This window comes from Gemmiger formicilis, assembly GCF_016901605.1.
Classification (GTDB): Bacteria; Bacillota; Clostridia; order Oscillospirales; family Ruminococcaceae; genus Gemmiger; species Gemmiger formicilis_B.
The window spans coordinates 1-17036 of sequence record NZ_JACJKP010000044.1 but is presented as its reverse complement, the minus strand read 5'-3'; the positions used below and the strand labels follow the sequence as shown (position 1 = coordinate 17036).

The following is a 17036-nucleotide window of genomic DNA, read 5'->3' as shown; positions in this document are numbered from 1 at the left end:
CCGGGCTGCCCAGATGCTGGGAGATGCCGACGCAGCAGGCGCTTTTGCACTGGAGCGCGCCGTCACCGGAGAAGCTCACCGTTACATTGAGTTTATCCGTTTTGAGGAACGGGACGGCATGCTGGGTACCGTGATCCACCCCAAGCACCAGATCTTGCCCCTTTTACGCGGGCATTTTTGCAGCCGGCTTCCCGACGAGGATTTTCTTATTTTTGATGCCACCCACGGAACCGCCCTGCTGCGGAAAGCCCATCAGGTACAGTACCTTGCCATGAAACACTATGATCCCGGCACCGATGAAAACGAGCAGAACTGGCAGACTTTGTGGAAGCGTTTTTTCCGCGCTCTGACCATTGAGGAACGCCGCAACGAACGCTTGCAGATGAGTCATGTATTCAAGCGTTTCTGGCCTGACATGTGTGAAATGCAGCCCGATCTGCCCACGCCCGCAGATACCGCTCACTCATAATCATACTCCGGATTGGCCGCCTGGTATTCCCCCAGCCACCGCAACAAACGTTCAATATCACCATAGCCAATGCGGTCGGTATCCGCCAGCGCCTTCACAAATGCGCGCAAATCCCCACCATACAGGGCATGCAGATGAGCCTCGCTTACCGCACCGCAATATGTCATCCGGCGCACCAACGGCGTATACAGATTTTTGTTTCCCCGCTTTTCAGCCCGCACAAAGGACTTTTTCTCCAACCGGAGCAAAAAATTCAGCAGCGTAGTATCCGCCCAGCGGCATTCCGGCGTCAGCTTGGCAGCAATCTCCCGCCGGGTCGCCGCCCGCCCGCACCCCCACAGGGCTACCATAACCTGTTCTTCACTTCTGGAAAGCTGTTCCATAACACCAATTCTTTTACATTTGTAGTAATATTGCAGATTATATTTTACACCTGTAGTAGATAATTTGTCTAGTTGGCAGTATGCACAAATTCAAGGTCATTTTTTCGTCACCTAAAACCGTTTTCTTTTACATTTGTAGTATATATTGTTTTCGTATCGCGTACAATCTGTCATTTTACAGAAACACCTCTGGAATTCCCCCTATTTTTTCGGAATTTTGCCCGCTTGTTCCCGCCTCACTCTCTTCCGTATAATAAGGGCATAGCCGCTGCGGCGCGGCAAGGCAGCCGCAAAGCGTGCTGCCATTTGTATTGTTTGAACGGAGGAGAACCATCATGGCAAGAGTATATAATTTCAGCGCCGGCCCGTCGATGCTGCCGGAATCCGTTTTGAAAACCGCCCAGGCAGAGCTGTTGGATTATCACGGTTCCGGCATGAGCGTGATGGAGATGAGCCATCGCAGCAAGTGGTTCGATGAGATCATTCAGAACACCGAAGCTTCCATGCGCCGCGTGCTCAACATTCCCGACAACTACAAAATCGGATTTTTCCAGGGCGGTGCCACCCAGCAGTTTGCCATGGTCCCCCTGAACTTTATGACCACCGGCACAGCCGATTATCTTGTCACCGGTAACTTCAGTAAAAAGGCTGCCGAGGAAGCTGCCAAGTTCGGCACGGCACGGATCGCCGCCAGCAGCAAGGATAAAAACTTCACCTACATCCCCGATGTAAAAGCCATCGACTATGATCCCAACGCCAGCTACATCCACATCTGCCAGAACAACACGATCTTCGGCACCAAGTTTGTGGATGTTCCCCAGGTAGACGGTATCCCTCTGGTGGCCGACATGAGCTCCATGATCTGCTCGGAACCGATGGACGTATCCAAATACGGTGTGATCTATTTTGGTGTGCAGAAAAACATCGCCCCCGCCGGTATGGCTGTCGCCATTGTGCGGGAAGACTTGCTGGGCCGCAGTGCCAAAGGGCTGACGCCGGAACAGATCCCCACCATGATGAACTACACCACCCTGCTGAAAGCCGACAGCATGTATAACACCCCTCCCTGCTGGTGCATTTACATGACCGGTCTGGTGATGAATTATCTGGAGCAGGAAGTGGGCGGCCTGGCCGAGATGAAGAAGCGCAATGAAGCCAAGGCCAAGGTGCTGTACGATTACCTGGACAGCCAGGACTTTTACCGCAATCCCGTTCAGAAAGAATACCGCAGCCTGATGAACGTGACGTTCACCAGCCCCGATGCCGACACCGACAAAGCCTTCTGCGCCGAAGCCACGGAAGCCGGTTTCGTCAATCTGAAAGGACATCGTCTGGTAGGCGGTATGCGTGCTTCCATTTACAACGCCATGCCGGCCGAGGGTGTCGAAAAGCTGGTTGCCTTTATGGAAAAATTCCGTGCAGCCCATCAATAACGCAGAAAAGGGACGATTATGATGTATACCATTAAAACGCTGAACGCCATTTCGCCGGTAGGTCTGGCCAAACTGCCTGCCAGCCAGTTTGAAATTGATAACGAAGCCGCCGCTCCTCACGGTATTCTGGTACGCAGTGCCGACATGCACGGCACGCCGTTGCCCGAAAGCCTGCTGGCCATCGCCCGCGCAGGCGCCGGCACCAACAACATTCCCATTGAGGAATGCACCAACGCAGGTATCGTTGTTTTTAACACGCCTGGTGCCAACGCCAACGCGGTAGCAGAACTGGTCATCGGCGCCCTGGTTGCCGGCAGCCGGAACATGGTGGATGCCGTGCAGTGGGCCCAGGGTCTGAAAGGCCGGGATACTATCGCCAAGGATGTAGAAAAGGGCAAAAAGCAGTTTGTGGGCCCCGAACTGCGCGGCAAGACCCTGGGCGTTATCGGTCTGGGTGCCATCGGTGCCCGGGTCGCCAATGCCGCTGTTTCGCTGGGTATGGAAGTCCTGGGTTATGACCCCTACATTTCCATCGACGCTGCCTGGAGCCTTTCCCGCAGTGTACAGCACTGTGTGACCCTGGGTGACATGCTTCCCCGCTGCGATTACCTGACCATCCATGTACCCTATCTGCCCACCACACGGCATACCATCAACGCCCAGACCCTGGCCATGTGCAAGGACGGAGTCCGTGTGCTGAACTTTGCCCGCGGTGAACTGGTGGACAATGCCGCGCTGCTGGACGCCCTGGGCAGCGGCAAAGTCGCGCATTATTTCTGCGACTTCCCCACCGAGGAACTGCTGGGTGTCAAAGGTGTGGAATGCACCCCCCATTTAGGCGCTAGCACCCCCGAAAGCGAAACCAACTGCGCCGTGATGGCCGCTGCCGAACTCAGCGATTACCTGAAAAACGGCAACATCGCCCACAGTGTCAACCTGCCGGATGTGAGCCAGCCCCGGGTAGGCGGGCGGCGCATCTGCATCATCCACAAAAATACCCCGGGTGCCATCTCGGCCATTACCGGCATCCTGACCGCTGCTCACCTCAACATCGAAAACATGGTCAACAAGAGCAAAAAAGATGTAGCTTACACCCTGTTGGATGTGACCGGTGAGATCACCGATACGCTGGCCGCCGACCTCAGCGGCATCGAACCCGCCATCCGCGTGCGCATCCTGTAACCGCAACCAAAAAGCTCCCGGCTGTATGCCGGGAGCTTTTCTGTCACCAGTGCATTTTCTGAACGGCCTTGTCCAGGTCCACCAGTGTTTTTTCCGCGCCTTTGGCCAGTTTGTGCACAGTCTTGCGCATCTGCCGGCGATCCTGTGTCGCCAGGCCCACCACTGCAGCGCCGACCGCCATACCGGCTGCCGCTGTTGCCATCATGGAAACGTTCATTGTATGTCCCTCCTTTGTTTTTCAGGTACGCCCTTATGATGCGCGGTCAGGGCGGCATTATACAAAATTTGTACCGAAAAAAGTGAGGAAAAGTTTTCTTTCGTCCTGATACGCCTTTTTTTGTGCGTCGGTTTGTGATAGAATCGTAAAGAAATCACACAACAAAAGGAATCTTGTCTATGTCCAACGCACCAAAAACTGTATTAGCCATTCATGACCTGCCCGGCTTTGGTCGTGCAGCCTTATCGGTGATCATCCCCGTGTTGTCTTGCCTAGGGGTGCAGGCTGTGGCTTTGCCCACCGCTGTCCTCTCCACCCATACAGGCGGACTGGGCACCCCCGCCAAGCTTTCCAACCCCGGTTACGGGCCGGCAGCGCTGGCTCACTATCAGCGCCTGGGCCTTCGCTTCGACTGCATCTACTCCGGTTACTTATCCGACCCCACCCAGGCCAAACTGGTGGAACAGGCCTTTGAACTGTGGCCCCAGGCCCTCAAAGTGGTGGACCCGGTGCTGGGAGACGGCGGCCGCCTGTACAAAGGGCTGGGTGCCGAGATGGTCCCGGCCATGTACAGCCTTTGCAGCAAAGCCGACCTGATCACCCCCAACGTGACCGAAGCCGCCCTGTTGCTGGGCGACCCGCTGCCCGGTGTGGGCAGTGCCGAACAGGCTGCCGACCAGACCGCCCGCCTGACACGCATTGCACCGCAGGTGGTGGTTACCGGCGTAACAGGCCTGTCTGACGGGCGGTGCATCGGCTGCGTGGGTGCTTCCCGCGGGGGTCAGGGTTATTTTGTAAAAACGCCGCTGATCCCCCGGATGTACCACGGCACCGGAGATATTTTCGGCGCCGTACTGGTGGGGCGCATCCTGCAGGGCAATGTTCCCCAGGCCGCCGTACAGGCAGCCGCCGCGTTTGTGGCAGATTGCATCCGCTCCACCCCCGAAGGCACCGACGAACGCCTGGGCGTATGGCTGGAAGCCGCCCTGCCCAAACTGATTACCCAGTGATCCGACCGATCACTGCCGGAAAAAACAGGAAGTGAACAAATGCCAACCTTGAACATTGTACTGGTGGAGCCGCAGATCCCCCAGAACTCCGGCAATATTGCGCGTACCTGCGCGGTTACCGGAGCACGACTGCACATGGTGGGGCCCATGGGTTTTACCATTGACGACAAAAAATTGAAGCGTGCCGGTCTTGACTATTGGCACCAGCTTGATATAACATATTATCAGGACCTTGCGGATTTCTTTAGCAAAAACAAAGGGCCGTTTTTCTATTTCACCTCCAAAGGGCCGCACCGCCATGTGGATGTGCAGTACCCCGACGGAGCGTATCTGGTCTTTGGCCGTGAAGATGCCGGCCTGCCGGAAGAACTGCTGGTCCAGCACGAAGCGGACTGTGTACGCATGCCTATGCGGCGCGGGGAACGCTGTTTAAACCTTTCTAATGCGGTCGCGGTAGGCGTGTACGAAGTTTTGCGGCAATGGGATTTTGCCGGTCTGGAAACACACGGCCAACTGACCCGATACGAATGGAGCGAGGATGTAAAATGAGCAAAATCGGTTTTCTGACGGATTCTTCCGCCGATATTCCGCAGGATCTGGCGGAAAAATACGGCATCGAGCTCGTTGGCTTCCCCATCAATGTGGACGGCACCGAGTATATCGAGCGCAAAGATTTTACCAATGACCAGTTCTATCAGATGATGCGCGACGCCCAGGGCGTGCCCACCACCGCCGCCATCACCCAACTGCAGTGGTGCGAAATCTACGAGCGCTATGTGGACGAAGGCTACACCGACCTGATCCACCTGAGCATCAACAGCGGCGGCTCCAGCACCTACAACAATGCGCTGAAAGCCCTGGAAATGCTGGAAGAAGAGCGGCCCGGCCACAAACTGCGCATCCAGGTACTGGACAGCCACACCTATTCCATGCCTTTTGGCTGGTATCTGTGTGAATGTGCCCGCAAGGTGCGCAATGGCGGCGAGCTGGCCACCTGTGTGGACGAGATGATGCACAAGCTGGACTGCGTGGAGATCTGCCTGGCCGCTTACAGCCTGAAGCAGATGAAAAAGTCCGGCCGCGTAAGCGCGGCGGCCGCCGTGGTAGGTGACTTGCTGGGCATCCGCCCCATCATCAGCCTGAACGATGGCATTTCCAAGGTGGAGGCCAAGGTGCGCGGCGATGCCGCTGTGACCCCCGCCATGGTCAAGTGGGTGGAAAGCCGTGTGGACAACATGCGGGATATCCCCTACATGGTAGGCTATACCTCCAGCACCGCCAAGCGCGATGAACTGGTCAAGCTGTGCAAAAAGGCCTTCGGCCATGCCCCCATGACCACCTTCCAGTTGGGTGCCGCTGTCAGCGCCAATACCGGGCCCGACGCCATTGCCATTGCTTTTGAGGGCAAGCCGCGCCGTCTGGAAGCCTACGAACCCCAGCTGCCGTAATCTATCGAATTTCCCAGGGAGAAGGTCCGCCTTCCCCCTGGTTTTGTTTTATGGGTTTTGTTGCACAGGATGGCAAACTCTGGTATAATACCATCATACTGATTGAGGGGGCTTGTATTGTTATGAAAGCTGTTATCACCGTCATCGGCCGCGACACCGTTGGTGTTGTTGCCAAGGTCAGCGCAGTCTGCGCCGAGTTGAACATCAACATTGAGGATATTTCCCAGTCCATCATGCAGGAAATGTTCTGCATGATCATGCTGGTCAGCCTGAACCACTGCTCTGTGGACCCCGCCGCGGTGCGTGACCGCTTTACCGCGCTGGGCGACGAGATGAAGATGCAGGTCACCATGACCCGCGAGGAAGTCTTTGACGCCATGCACACCATCTGACGGGAGGATATAACAGACCATGAGAATTTTGAACAGCGGCGATATTCTCGAAACCATCGAGATGCTCACCGCAGAAAATCTGGATGTACGTACCGTCACCATGGGCATCAGCCTGCTGGACTGCATTGACCCCGACGGCGACAAAGCCTGCGAGAAAATCTATAACAAGATCGTCCGCCTGGCCGGCAACCTGGTCCCGGTGGTAGACGGCATCAGCGCCGAGTATGGTGTGCCCATTGTCAACAAGCGCATCAGCGTCACCCCCATTGCCATGCTGCTGGGTGCTGCCCCCGATGCCGACCCCGTGGCTTATGCCAAAGCGTTGGACCGTGCCGCCAAAGCGGTGGGCGTCAACTTTGTGGGCGGTTTCGGCGCCCTTGTCCACAAAGGTTTTTCCGCCGGTGACAAGCGCCTGATCAAAGCCATTCCCCAGGCTCTGGCCGAAACGGACATTGTGTGTTCCAGCGTCAATGTAGGTTCCACCAAGTCCGGCATCAACATGGACGCCGTTCGTCTGATGGGCCAGGTCGTGCGCGAAACCGCCGAACTGACCAAAGACAACATGTGCATGGGTGACGCCAAACTGGTAGTGTTCTGCAATGCGCCGGAGGACAACCCCTTCATGGCCGGTGCCTTCCACGGTCCCGGTGAGCCGGACTGCGAGATTCACGTAGGTGTTTCCGGTCCCGGCGCCGTGCGCGCAGCTCTGGCCAAACTGCCCAAGGATGCTCCCATGGATGAAGTGGCCGAGCTGGTCAAGCGCACCGCTTTCAAGATCACTCGTTTGGGCCAGTTGGTCGCCAACCTGGCCAGCGAACGCCTGGGTGTGCCCGCAGGCATCATCGACCTGTCCCTGGCCCCCACCCCCGCCATCGGCGACAGCGTCGCCAACATCCTGGAAGAAATGGGTCTGGAAAGCTGCGGCTGCTGCGGCACCACCGCCTGCCTGGCTCTGCTCAACGATGCCGTCAAGAAAGGCGGCGTAATGGCGTCCAACCACGTAGGTGGTCTTTCCGGCGCCTTTATCCCGGTATCCGAGGATGACGGTATGATCAAGGCCGCCGAATGCGGCAGCCTGACCCTGGAAAAACTGGAAGCCATGACCGCCGTCTGCTCGGTCGGTATCGATATGGTGGTTATTCCCGGCGACACCAGCGCCGAGGTCATCAGTGCCCTGATCGCCGACGAAGCAGCCATCGGTATGGTAAACAGCAAAACCACCGCTGTGCGCGTGATTCCCGCCATCGGTCACCAGGCCGGCGACGTGCTGGATTTTGGTGGTCTGTTGGGCCACGCCCCCATTATGCCCATCAGCCAGTACAGCCCCGCCGTGATGATTCACCGCGGCGGACGGATTCCCGCCCCCATGCAGGCCCTGAAAAACTGATAACCAAAGCAAAAAGCCTTTCCCTTACAGGAAAGGCTTTTCTTTATTTCCTTATGCGGTCTCTTCTTTCCAGGCTTCCCGCGCCGCATTGAGCGCGTTGAAAAGCCGCGGAATTCCCATATAAGGCATTGCATGGAGCAGTGCCGCCAGAATCCGTTCCCGGCTGTTGCCTGCCTTTTCGGCCCCTTGTACATGGGCCTTGACCTGCAGGTCTGCTCCCCCCAGGGCGGCCAGCGTCACTACATTCAGCAACTCCCGCCGTGCCCCATCCAACCCCGCACGCGTAGCGAAATCTCCAAAGGCAAATTCCGTCAAAAAGCGAGGAATGGCCTCGGCATATTCCGTCGGCAGATCCTGGTATCGTTCAGCAATTTCCTCACCGTACAATGGTGCCTGCAGCGTCAATCCTGCTTCAAAGCGGTCGGCATCTTCCACAGTGCCCTGGGCAGGCAGCGGCAGTGCGATTCCCGCTGCGGTAAAAGCTTCATTCATTGCCGCAATGGCGTTGAGCGTCTTGGGGAATCCGATGAACGGCGCGCACTGATAAATGGCTTCCCGGATTTCCACCGGCGTGCACCCCACATTGAGAGCCGCTCCCACATGCGCTTTGAGCTGCGGCAGCGTCTGATTCACCGCCAGCACCGTTACCGTGACCAGTTCCCGGTCTGCATCGCTGAGTTCCCCCACATAGCATACTTCTCCAAAAATAAAGCGCTGCAAAATTTTCATGAATTCAGGGTCGGTGCCTTCCTCCCCCACCGGGGCAGCCCCAAACAGAATCCCAAATTTTTCCGCACAACGTTGAATACGATCTTCCATAAAGCAAAACCTCCTGACAGCTCTCATTTGTACCTATCGTAGCACTTAAAGTGCAGTTTAAGTCAAGAGGTTCTTTGGAATCAATCCATGATACGCCCGTCGGTGGAAATGGTCACTACCTGCCAGGGGATGAATTTACCGCTGGCCTGCAGCGCCCGCTTGGCAGCCTGCTCCAAGCCTCCGCAGCAGGGAACTTCCATCCGCACTACGGTTACTTCACGGATATTGTTGCGCTTTAAGATTTCCGTCAGTTTTTCGCTGTAGTCCACACTGTCCAGCTTGGGGCAACCCACCAGCGTGATATATCCCCGGATGAAACGTTCATGGAAGGCCGCATAGGCATACGCCGTACAGTCGGCGGCAATCAGCAGTTTGGCATCCTCAAAAAACGGCGCTTCCACCGGCACCAGTTTGATCTGTACCGGCCACTGGCGCAGGCGGCTGGGTGCTGCTGTAGGAACGGCTGCCGGTTCTGCCCCACCGGAAAGCGTCTGTGCCCGGCTGCCCGGGCAACCACCACGGAGAACCTGCGCAGCGCTTCCGGGGCATCCGCCTGCCGCATGAAGTTTGCCTTTTTTGGCTGCCTGTACGGCGGCTTCATCATAGGGTGCAGCTTCCCTTTCCACAAAGGTAATCGCTCCGGTAGGACAGGTGGGCAGACAATCCCCCAGTCCGTCACAATAATCGTCACGCATCAGGCGTGCCTTACCGTTCACCATCTCGATGGCGCCTTCATGGCAGGCTGCTGCACAGGCACCGCAGCCGTTACATTTCTGTTCATCAATCTGAATGATTCGTCTTTTCATAAAATAGCCTCCGTATTGACTTTCTGGCTCCAGTTTACTACAATACAAGCAGCAAGTATGTTGTAGTTACAACATACTTGCAAAAGAAAAGAGGAAAAGCCATGAAAACACAGGATCTGCCCGAAACAGCTCTCTTTCACGGGCTGAGTCAGGAAGAAGTGCATTGGGCCCTGAGTGCACTGGACGCACACCGCTATGCTTTTACCAAAGATCAATTGCTGGCACAGGCCGGTCAGTGCGTTTCTCACCTGGGGCTTGTGCTGTCCGGCTGCGTCCACATTGAGCATCTGGATGTGTGGGGCAGCAAAACCCTGTTGGGACAAGCCACGGAAGGCGATCTCTTCGCCGAAACCTATGCCTGCTTGCCCCAGGAACCGCTCCTGGTCAATGTAACAGCCGCTACCGACGGAGAGGTGTTGTTTCTTTCCGCCGCTCCTCTTCTGGAGCCGGGCAACGCCCCCTGCCTGCAGCATATGGCGCAGAATTTGCTGCAGATTTCCGCACGCAAAAATCTGGGGTTGGCGCGGCGCAACCTGTACACCGCCCCTAAAACCATCCGCGAGCGGGTGATGACCTATTTTTCCGCGCTGGCCATCAAGAATGGCAGCTTGGATTTTATATTACCCTTTGACCGCCAACAGTTGGCCGATTTCTTGGGTGTAGACCGCAGTGCCTTGAGCAGTACGCTGTCCCGGATGCAGCGGGACGGTCTGCTGACGCTGAACCGCCGCACGGTAGAACTGCATACAACGCCCGAAGGACTGTAAAACATCAAAATAAAAACCGGGGCACAGGCAGTACTGCCTGTGCCCCGGTATCTTGTTTTAGGGAAGCTGTTATTTGGTGCCGAAGATACGGTCGCCGGCGTCGCCCAGACCGGGGACAATATACCCCTGATCGTTCAGGCGCTCATCCAGGGTACCCACATAGATATCCACATCGGGATGTGCTTCATGCAGAGCCTTCATGCCTTCGGGAGCGGCGATCAGGCCAATGAACTTGATATGTTTGGCGCCGCGCTTCTTGATCTGGGTAATGGCGTCGGAAGCGCTGCCACCGGTAGCCAGCATGGGGTCCAGAACCAGGACTTCACGCTCGTTGATGTCGCTGGGCAGCTTGCAGTAATATTCCACGGGCTTCAGCGTATCCTCGTTGCGGTACAGGCCAATGTGCCCCACCTTGGCCGCAGGAATCATGGACAGCATGCCGTCCACCATGCCCAGACCGGCGCGCAGAATGGGAACCAGCGCCAGCTTACGGCCGGCCAGCACCTTGGTACGGGCCAGAGCAATGGGCGTTTCCACTTCCACTTCCTCGGTGGGCAGGTCACGGGTAGCCTCGTAGCAAAGCAGCATGGCAACCTCGCTGACCAGATCACGGAATTCCTTGGTGCCGGTGTTCCGGTCACGCAACAGGCTGATCTTGTGCTGAATGAGGGGATGATCTACGATCTCGACAACGCTCATGGTACAATCTCCTTGTCAAACATTTTTTATCGGCAGCCCGCCGGGGCAGGCCGTGAAAAACTTAGCGGTTCTGCAGCGCCATCATCTTGTCGATGCGGTTCTGGTGGCGGCCGCCCTCAAAAGTCGCGTTGAGGAAGGCATCCACGATCTGGCAGGCCAGACCGGCGCCCACCACACGGCCGCCCAGGCAAAGGGCATTGGCATTGTTGTGGCGGCGGGTAAATTCGGCACTGAAGGTATCACTGCAGCAGCAGGCGCGAATCCCCTGCATTTTGTTGGCACACATGGACATACCCACACCGGTACCGCAGCACAGGATCACCAGCGCACAGCGGCCTTCCTGCACAGCTTTGCAGCCGACTTCGGCAAAGTCAGGGTAATCCACATTGGCGGTGGAATCGGTGCCGAAATCCTCATAGGCAATACCCTGTTCCTGCAGGTGCGCCTTGATGGCTTCTTTCAGTTCGTAGCCGCCATGATCGGCAGCCAGCGCAATGGGTTTGTCAAATTGCATTGGTTGGTTCCCCCTGTTGTTTTTCTTTCTCGGCGCGTTCCCGCTCTGCCTGGCTCAGCCGGTGATAATCCGGCAGCAGTTCAGCCGGCGATACGCATGCTCCACTTTCCCACAGGGCTTTGGCAGCCAGCGCCACTCCGGCGCCACGCAGCACCTGCAGCGCAGGCGGGCATACGGCTACCCCCGGCACCTGTTCATAGACATTGTAACACAAAGCGGCGCCGTCGCCAACAAAAAACAGCGGTTTTTTACAGTTCTGCACAAATTCCTGCAAAGAGGCCACCGGTGCAGCGGCATCCGGCGTCAAACGGCTGTGGGTTTCCAGGTCAAAAGCCGCCCAATACACCTGCCCGCGGCGGGCATCCTGGGCACCGATCACCGTCCCCTGCCCGGCCATACCATAGGCCAATGCTGCCATGGTGGACACCGGTGCGCAGGGAATCTGCCGCGGCAAGGCCAGCCCCTTGATCACCGAAAGCCCGATCCGCAGCCCTGTAAAACTGCCGGGTCCATTGGTTGCTCCCAGCAGGTCCAGGTCCGCCACCGTAAGCCCGCAGGCCCGCAGTGCGGTATCGATCATAGGCAGCAGCGTTTCGCTGTGGGTCAGGCCGTTGTTGCACTGTGTTTCGTACAGCAGCGTATCATCGCGCAGAACCGCCACGGCAGCGCTCTTACCTGCGGTATCAACCGCCAGAATATTCATAGAATCACCTGTACAATATGTAATTTCATGCACCGTTTATCCAGTCTGTATCTTATCGAATGGTAATATGACGCGTATTTTCGTCCATGCGCTGGATGTCGATGCAGATGGGATTTTCCTGTGCCAGCAATTCGGCGCAGTTTTCGCTCCATTCGCAGGCAACCACAGCCCCCATATCCAGATAATCATAAAAGCCGGCAGCTGCCAGATCACTCTCGCTGTGGATACGGTACAGGTCAAAGTGTGCCAGCGGACGCGGCCCCCGGTAATAATTGACAATGGCAAACGTGGGACTGCTGACCGGGTCAGTACAGCCCAGACCTTCGGCCAAGCCCTGGCAGAAGGCGGTTTTACCCGCTCCCAGGCCCCCGGTAAAGGCAATCAGCGCCCCGGCAGGCAGGGTTTTGGCAAGGGTTCGCCCCAATGCTACGGTTTCTTCACGGGAATGTGTGGTATATTCCTGCATGGCAGTCATACTCCTTACTGCATAATCGTATTTATTATAGTACACATTGGGCCATTTGTAAAATTTAATTCTCATCCGTGGTCAAATGCCGTTACTTGCGCTATAATAAGGGAAAACCATCCCGAAGGGAGTTCGTCTATGTACCCACTGATCCGCCGTTATCTGCGCCGCGTCGATGTACTGTACCTTGCCATCTGTGTATTGTGCTCGGCACTGAGCGTTGTGGTGTTGGTTTCGCTCGGGTACAGCCAGCTGGGCTCCAACAACAAAGCGTCGGTACAGGTCATTGCCAGTCTGTTGGGTGTCATGCTGGCGATTGTGTTTTCCACCGTAGACTACCGGGCATTGGCCCGGGCGTGGCCGCTGCACGCCACGGTGGCCTGGGGCCTGGTGCTGCCCACACTGTTTTTGCACAACGTGAATACCGGTGTACTAACCATCGGCTACGACGCCGGCGGCACCTCCAATTACAGCTGGTACCGGGTAGGCGGCATGACCTTTCAGCCTGCGGAACTGGCCAAGATCAGTTTTATTTTGACGCTGGCCCTGCATTTGAGCCAACTGCGCGGCCAGGTCAACAAGCCCAAGAACCTGTTTTTCCTGCTGATTCACGTTATCGTCCCTCCCCTGCTGATTCATCTGCAGGGCGATGACGGCACCGCCCTTGTGTTTTTGGGGATCGGGCTGATCATGCTGTACGCCGGCGGGTTATCCCACTGGTTGGTGGGCGGCGTTCTGGTTGGCGGCGTCGTGGGCGGCGGTGCTCTGCTTATGCTCAAACCGGACCTGCTCAAAGGGTATCAGTTCCAGCGGATCATGGCCATCCTGACGCCGGAGGACCCGGCGCTTTCCGATATCACCTACCAGCAAAACAAAGGCGCCATGGCCATTGGTACCGGTGGCCTGACCGGGCAGGGATTGTTCAGCGGGGACCATATCTTTGTTCCCAATGCCTGGAATGATTTTATCTTCGCCTATCTGGCCAACGTGCTGGGCTTTTTGGGAGCCGCCGCCGTGCTGATCCTGTTGTTTGCTCTCTGCCTGCGCACCTTACGCACCGCCCTGCACAGCAGCGACGCATTGGGCCGCTTTATCTGCGTAGGCATCTTTGCCGCTTTGTTTGTGCAGTGCGTCATCAATCTGGGCATGAACCTGCAGGTTTTGCCGGTCATTGGCGTAACGCTGCCTTTTTTCTCTGCCGGTGGGTCCAGCGTGGTGATGATGTATCTCTGCGTGGGATTGGTTCTCAGTGTGGGAATACACGCAAAAAATACCCGGCTGGACGCCGGGCCGATCCTGTAACCTATGTAGGGCGGGCACAGCCCGCCGCAGGATCAATGGGTACGGGGTTCCGGCCGGGGTTCATCGCTCATGAACAGGCTGGGAACCAGGCAAAGGGCTGCCACCCCTACCACGATAAAGATGGTACGGGCCAGCCAGTTCAGGCTGCCGCCTACCAGCCAGCCCACAGCGTTGAAGCCCCAGATTCCATAAATGCCCCAGTTGATGCCGCCCACAATGGCCAGCAGCAAAAGTAATTTTTTGAACATGGACATAAAAATTCCTCCTTTTGGTAGCAGTATGCCACCGCAAGGAGGGATTTATGCACTGTTATGTGGCGCTATGCGCGGCCTGTTTCACATGACAAATAAAATGCCCCCGGCGAGATACGCCGAGGACATTTTTTATATGCCGGTGGTGGGGGTCGAACCCACACGGTGTCACCACCAACGGATTTTGAGTCCGTCTCGTCTGCCAATTCCAACACACCGGCTTGTAACTCTTGAATTATAAACTGTTTGCTTTCAAAAGTCAAGCCTCCTTTTGCGCCAAAAATTGTCCGATCCCCTCTTGCAACCGGATTTTCCCTTTGCTATAATATTTTTTCGTTGAGCAACTTAGGATTTTAGGCTCCGCCGCATCTTTTGCGGCGCAAACCGGTGCCAGGCTGGCGGTCTGGCATGCGGTCAAAATCTATCCGCCGGAGTGTTTGTATGTATATTGCTATCTTGTCCGTGGCCGCAATCGTTGTGGCCTGTCTGGCTGTTCGGCTGGCACTGCCCCGCACCGAGGGGCATGCCTCGGTGCAGCGTCTGGTGCGCTGCGCCGTGATTGCCGCCGTGTACGTGGTGCTCTGCCTGGTGCTGGCCCCCTTCAGCTACGGTGCGATTCAAGTCCGTATCGCAGAGGCACTCTGCCTGCTGCCCGTTTTTGGGGCTGAGTACATCATTGGCGTAACGCTGGGATGTTTCCTGGCCAACCTGTTCGGCTCCACCATTATCGACGTTATCTTCGGCACGCTTGCCACCTTGCTGGCTTGCCTGTTTACCTACCGCCTGCGCAATCTGCGCATCAAGGGATTGGCGATTCCCGCCTCCCTTCCGCCGGTTATCTTCAACGCTGTCATTGTGGGCATTGAGATCACCGTCTTTTTTACCGATTATACCGCCATGAGCGCACCTCTCTGGCTGCTGTGCCTGACCAACGGCATTACGGTAGGCATTGGCGAACTGATCAGCTGCACCGTCCTGGGTGTAGCCCTGGTCAAGCTCATCGAGTCCAATGTTGCGCTCAAGCAAATTTTCACCGAAAAATGATCTGAGGTAACACTCTATGCGCCCGGAACTGATTTTGTGGGATTGGAACGGCACCCTGCTGGATGATGTAACACTGTGCGTGGACGCGCTCAACCGTCTGCTTGCCCGGTATGGTTATCCGCAGCGGTACGACCACGATCAGTACCGGGCCATTTTTGGTTTTCCCGTACAGGAATACTATGCCCGTGCCGGATTCGACTTTACCCGCCACAGCTTTGACGAGTTGGCCCAAAGCTTTATGGAAGATTACATTCCCGCCAGTGCCGCCTGCCCACTGATGGACGGTGCCCGCGAAGCGCTGGACGCCTTTGCCGCCGCCGGGCTGCGCCAGGTGATTCTGTCCGCCAGCCCCATCACTACGCTGCGGCAGCAAACCGAAGAACGAGGTGTGACCGGTTATTTTAACCGCCTGCTGGGTCTCGGGGACATCTACGCCAAAAGCAAGGTGGAACTGGGGCTGCGCTATCTGTGCGAAGCCGGCTTTGATCCGGCCAGCGCTGTAATGATCGGCGATTCGACCCATGATTTTGAAGTTGCCCAGGCACTGGGGGTTGGCTGTGTGCTGCAAAGCAGCGGCCACCAACCGGCCGAAGTACTGCGCCAAACTGGCGCCACGGTGGTTCCGGATCTGCGGGAAACCGTAAAAACAATCTTGAGGAGTGGAGCAAACAATGTCTGATCGGGTAAAGGGAGCCTGCCTGACCATGGGCGGCGCGGCCTGCTGGGGCGTATCCGGCTGCATGGGCCAGTACCTGTTTACGCGGGAAAATATGGATTCCACCTGGCTGGTACCCATCCGCCTGTTTTTGGCAGGCCTTTTGCTGTGCGGGTTCTATTTTTGCAAGGACCGCAAACTGCTGTTTGACCCCTGGAACGTAAAAAAGAATCCCCGCAACGCCCTTGATCTGCTGGTGTACGGTCTGGCGGGCGTAAGCTGCTGCCAGTTCCTTTATTTTCTGACCATCCAGCTTTCCACCGCCGGCGTCGCCACCATTTTGCAGGACCTCTCCCCGGTACTGATTTTGTTGATTCTCTGCCTGCAACAGCGCCGCGGCCCCCATCTGTTTGAACTGTGTTCCATTGTGCTGGCACTGGTGGGTGTTTTTCTGCTCACCACCCACGGCAGTCTGACCAGCCTGGCTATCAACCCCGCCGCGCTGGTCACCGGCATCGTCTGCGCCGGCACCGTAGTGATCTACACCATGTGGCCCAAAAAGCTGCAGGAACAATACCCCACCCCTATGCTCCAGGGTTGGGCGTTCCTGATGGGCGGTGCCCTGTTCCATCTGGTGTTCCGCCCCTGGACCATGGGTTATGTTCCCAGCGCCGTGGGCATCTTTGGCATTGTGGTGGTGGTCGTTGTAGGCAATGTGCTCGCCTTCAGCCTGTACATGTCCGGCGTACCCCTTATTGGTCCCCAGCGGGCCAGCCTGTACAGTTTTGCCGAGCCGGTCACCGCTGCCATCATCAGTACCCTGGTTTTGGGTTCCCCCTTTACCATGTGGGATGCACTGGGCTTTGCCTGCATCTTTGTGATGCTGGTTCTTTTGAGCTTACCGGCCCCCCACAAAGCCGCCTCGGAAGCCGTAAATTAATTTTGAAATACACCCGCACAGGTTTGACAGCATCCCCTGTGCGGGTGTATTATATTAGAGTGTGTAAAACTATATTGCTGCGCCCGCGCGCGGCGGAAATACAGGGGTTTTCCTATGTCTTTTTTTGAAAAATTGTTTGGTTCCTTCTC

22 protein-coding genes, 1 tRNA gene and 1 riboswitch are annotated in these 17036 nt (G+C 56.7%); of the genes, 13 read left to right on the top strand and 10 right to left on the bottom strand.

What is annotated here, in order from left to right:
• Positions 1–469: TIGR03915 family putative DNA repair protein (locus H6B10_RS05290; protein WP_204650476.1), on the top strand; the 469-nt coding region annotated here is incomplete at its 5' end.
• Here the strand turns inward: H6B10_RS05290 and H6B10_RS05285 are convergent.
• Positions 460–852 carry a BlaI/MecI/CopY family transcriptional regulator gene (locus H6B10_RS05285; protein ID WP_204650475.1) on the bottom strand — a complete coding sequence of 131 codons (393 nt, stop codon included), beginning with the start codon at positions 850–852 and terminating at the stop codon, positions 460–462. The genes H6B10_RS05290 and H6B10_RS05285 overlap by 10 nt on opposite strands.
• A 335-nt stretch (positions 853–1187) precedes the next feature.
• Between H6B10_RS05285 and serC the strand changes: the two genes are divergently transcribed.
• Both serC and H6B10_RS05275 read left to right on the top strand, forming a co-directional pair.
• Positions 1188–2285, top strand: a complete 1098-nt coding sequence (gene serC / locus H6B10_RS05280; protein WP_204650473.1) for a 3-phosphoserine/phosphohydroxythreonine transaminase — start codon at positions 1188–1190, stop codon at positions 2283–2285.
• A gap of 21 nt (positions 2286–2306) precedes the next feature.
• A complete protein-coding gene (locus H6B10_RS05275; protein WP_204650478.1) occupies positions 2307–3467 on the top strand; it encodes a phosphoglycerate dehydrogenase in 1161 nt (386 codons plus the stop codon).
• Between the two features lie 43 nt (positions 3468–3510).
• Here H6B10_RS05275 and H6B10_RS05270 read toward each other — a convergent pair whose 3' ends face one another.
• Positions 3511–3684, bottom strand: coding sequence for a hypothetical protein (locus tag H6B10_RS05270; RefSeq protein WP_204650471.1), 174 nt, complete (start codon positions 3682–3684; stop codon positions 3511–3513).
• Between the two features lie 179 nt (positions 3685–3863).
• Between H6B10_RS05270 and H6B10_RS05265 the strand changes: the two genes are divergently transcribed.
• The 5 genes from H6B10_RS05265 to H6B10_RS05245 all read left to right on the top strand — a co-directional run bounded on the left by H6B10_RS05265 (position 3864) and on the right by H6B10_RS05245 (position 7921).
• Entirely contained in the window at positions 3864–4694 is an 831-nt protein-coding gene (locus tag H6B10_RS05265) for a pyridoxamine kinase (protein WP_204650469.1), read from the top strand.
• A 39-nt stretch (positions 4695–4733) separates the two neighbouring features.
• The gene (locus H6B10_RS05260) at positions 4734–5243 is read left to right on the top strand and encodes a tRNA (cytidine(34)-2'-O)-methyltransferase (protein ID WP_204650467.1); all 510 of its coding nucleotides are present in this window, start codon (positions 4734–4736) and stop codon (positions 5241–5243) included.
• Positions 5240–6142: a DegV family protein gene (locus tag H6B10_RS05255; RefSeq protein WP_204650465.1), complete on the top strand. Its 903-nt coding sequence runs from the start codon at positions 5240–5242 to the stop codon at positions 6140–6142. Before H6B10_RS05260 ends, H6B10_RS05255 begins: the two co-directional genes overlap by 4 nt.
• 122 nt (positions 6143–6264) lie before the next feature.
• Entirely contained in the window at positions 6265–6534 is a 270-nt protein-coding gene (locus H6B10_RS05250; protein WP_204650463.1) for an ACT domain-containing protein, read from the top strand.
• Between the two features lie 19 nt (positions 6535–6553).
• Entirely contained in the window at positions 6554–7921 is a 1368-nt protein-coding gene (locus H6B10_RS05245; RefSeq protein WP_204650461.1) for a PFL family protein, read from the top strand.
• Between the two features lie 51 nt (positions 7922–7972).
• Here the strand turns inward: H6B10_RS05245 and H6B10_RS05240 are convergent, their stop codons facing one another.
• Complete coding sequence (locus tag H6B10_RS05240) at positions 7973–8740, bottom strand: carboxymuconolactone decarboxylase family protein (RefSeq protein ID WP_243427265.1); 768 nt, start codon at positions 8738–8740, stop codon at positions 7973–7975.
• 80 nt (positions 8741–8820) lie between these two features.
• Positions 8821–9546 (bottom strand): ATP-binding protein, encoded by a 726-nt coding sequence (locus tag H6B10_RS05235; RefSeq protein WP_204650457.1) that lies wholly within the window; start codon positions 9544–9546, stop codon positions 8821–8823.
• Between the two features lie 101 nt (positions 9547–9647).
• On the opposite strand from H6B10_RS05235, the gene H6B10_RS05230 reads away from it, so the two are divergent.
• Positions 9648–10313, top strand: a complete 666-nt coding sequence (locus tag H6B10_RS05230; protein WP_204650455.1) for a Crp/Fnr family transcriptional regulator — start codon at positions 9648–9650, stop codon at positions 10311–10313.
• A 69-nt stretch (positions 10314–10382) separates the two neighbouring features.
• On the opposite strand, the gene upp is transcribed toward H6B10_RS05230, so the two are convergent.
• The 4 genes from upp to tsaE form a co-directional block, all read right to left on the bottom strand.
• Positions 10383–11012, bottom strand: coding sequence for a uracil phosphoribosyltransferase (gene upp / locus H6B10_RS05225; RefSeq protein ID WP_204650453.1), 630 nt, complete (start codon positions 11010–11012; stop codon positions 10383–10385).
• Positions 11013–11073: 61 nt separating this feature from the next.
• The gene (rpiB, locus tag H6B10_RS05220; RefSeq protein WP_204650451.1) at positions 11074–11526 is read right to left on the bottom strand and encodes a ribose 5-phosphate isomerase B; all 453 of its coding nucleotides are present in this window, start codon (positions 11524–11526) and stop codon (positions 11074–11076) included.
• A complete protein-coding gene (gene tsaB / locus H6B10_RS05215) occupies positions 11516–12229 on the bottom strand; it encodes a tRNA (adenosine(37)-N6)-threonylcarbamoyltransferase complex dimerization subunit type 1 TsaB (protein ID WP_204650449.1) in 714 nt (237 codons plus the stop codon). The genes rpiB and tsaB overlap by 11 nt, the downstream gene beginning before the upstream one ends.
• Positions 12230–12281: 52 nt before the next feature.
• Positions 12282–12695, bottom strand: a complete 414-nt coding sequence (gene tsaE, locus H6B10_RS05210; protein ID WP_204650447.1) for a tRNA (adenosine(37)-N6)-threonylcarbamoyltransferase complex ATPase subunit type 1 TsaE — start codon at positions 12693–12695, stop codon at positions 12282–12284.
• Positions 12696–12833: 138 nt separating this feature from the next.
• Here tsaE and H6B10_RS05205 point away from each other — a divergent pair, with 138 nt between their 5' ends.
• Positions 12834–13997: an FtsW/RodA/SpoVE family cell cycle protein gene (locus H6B10_RS05205; protein ID WP_204650445.1), complete on the top strand. Its 1164-nt coding sequence runs from the start codon at positions 12834–12836 to the stop codon at positions 13995–13997.
• A 32-nt stretch (positions 13998–14029) separates the two neighbouring features.
• Here the strand turns inward: H6B10_RS05205 and H6B10_RS05200 are convergent, their stop codons facing one another.
• On the bottom strand, positions 14030–14251 hold the full coding sequence (locus H6B10_RS05200; RefSeq protein WP_204650443.1) for a DUF378 domain-containing protein: 222 nt from the start codon (positions 14249–14251) through the stop codon (positions 14030–14032).
• Positions 14252–14385: 134 nt separating this feature from the next.
• Positions 14386–14469, bottom strand: a tRNA-Leu gene (locus H6B10_RS05195).
• Between the two features lie 117 nt (positions 14470–14586).
• Positions 14587–14682: riboswitch (PreQ1-III riboswitch) on the top strand.
• A 7-nt stretch (positions 14683–14689) separates the two neighbouring features.
• On the opposite strand from H6B10_RS05195, the gene H6B10_RS05190 reads away from it, so the two are divergent.
• From H6B10_RS05190 to H6B10_RS05180, 3 genes are read left to right on the top strand one after another with little or no spacing between them, the layout of a single operon-like run.
• Positions 14690–15292, top strand: coding sequence for a QueT transporter family protein (locus tag H6B10_RS05190; RefSeq protein ID WP_243427264.1), 603 nt, complete (start codon positions 14690–14692; stop codon positions 15290–15292).
• Positions 15293–15308: 16 nt separating this feature from the next.
• Positions 15309–15971: an HAD family hydrolase gene (locus H6B10_RS05185; protein WP_204650442.1), complete on the top strand. Its 663-nt coding sequence runs from the start codon at positions 15309–15311 to the stop codon at positions 15969–15971.
• Positions 15964–16887 (top strand): DMT family transporter, encoded by a 924-nt coding sequence (locus tag H6B10_RS05180; RefSeq protein WP_204650440.1) that lies wholly within the window; start codon positions 15964–15966, stop codon positions 16885–16887. Before H6B10_RS05185 ends, H6B10_RS05180 begins: the two co-directional genes overlap by 8 nt.
• Positions 16888–17036: the final 149 nt, after the last annotated feature.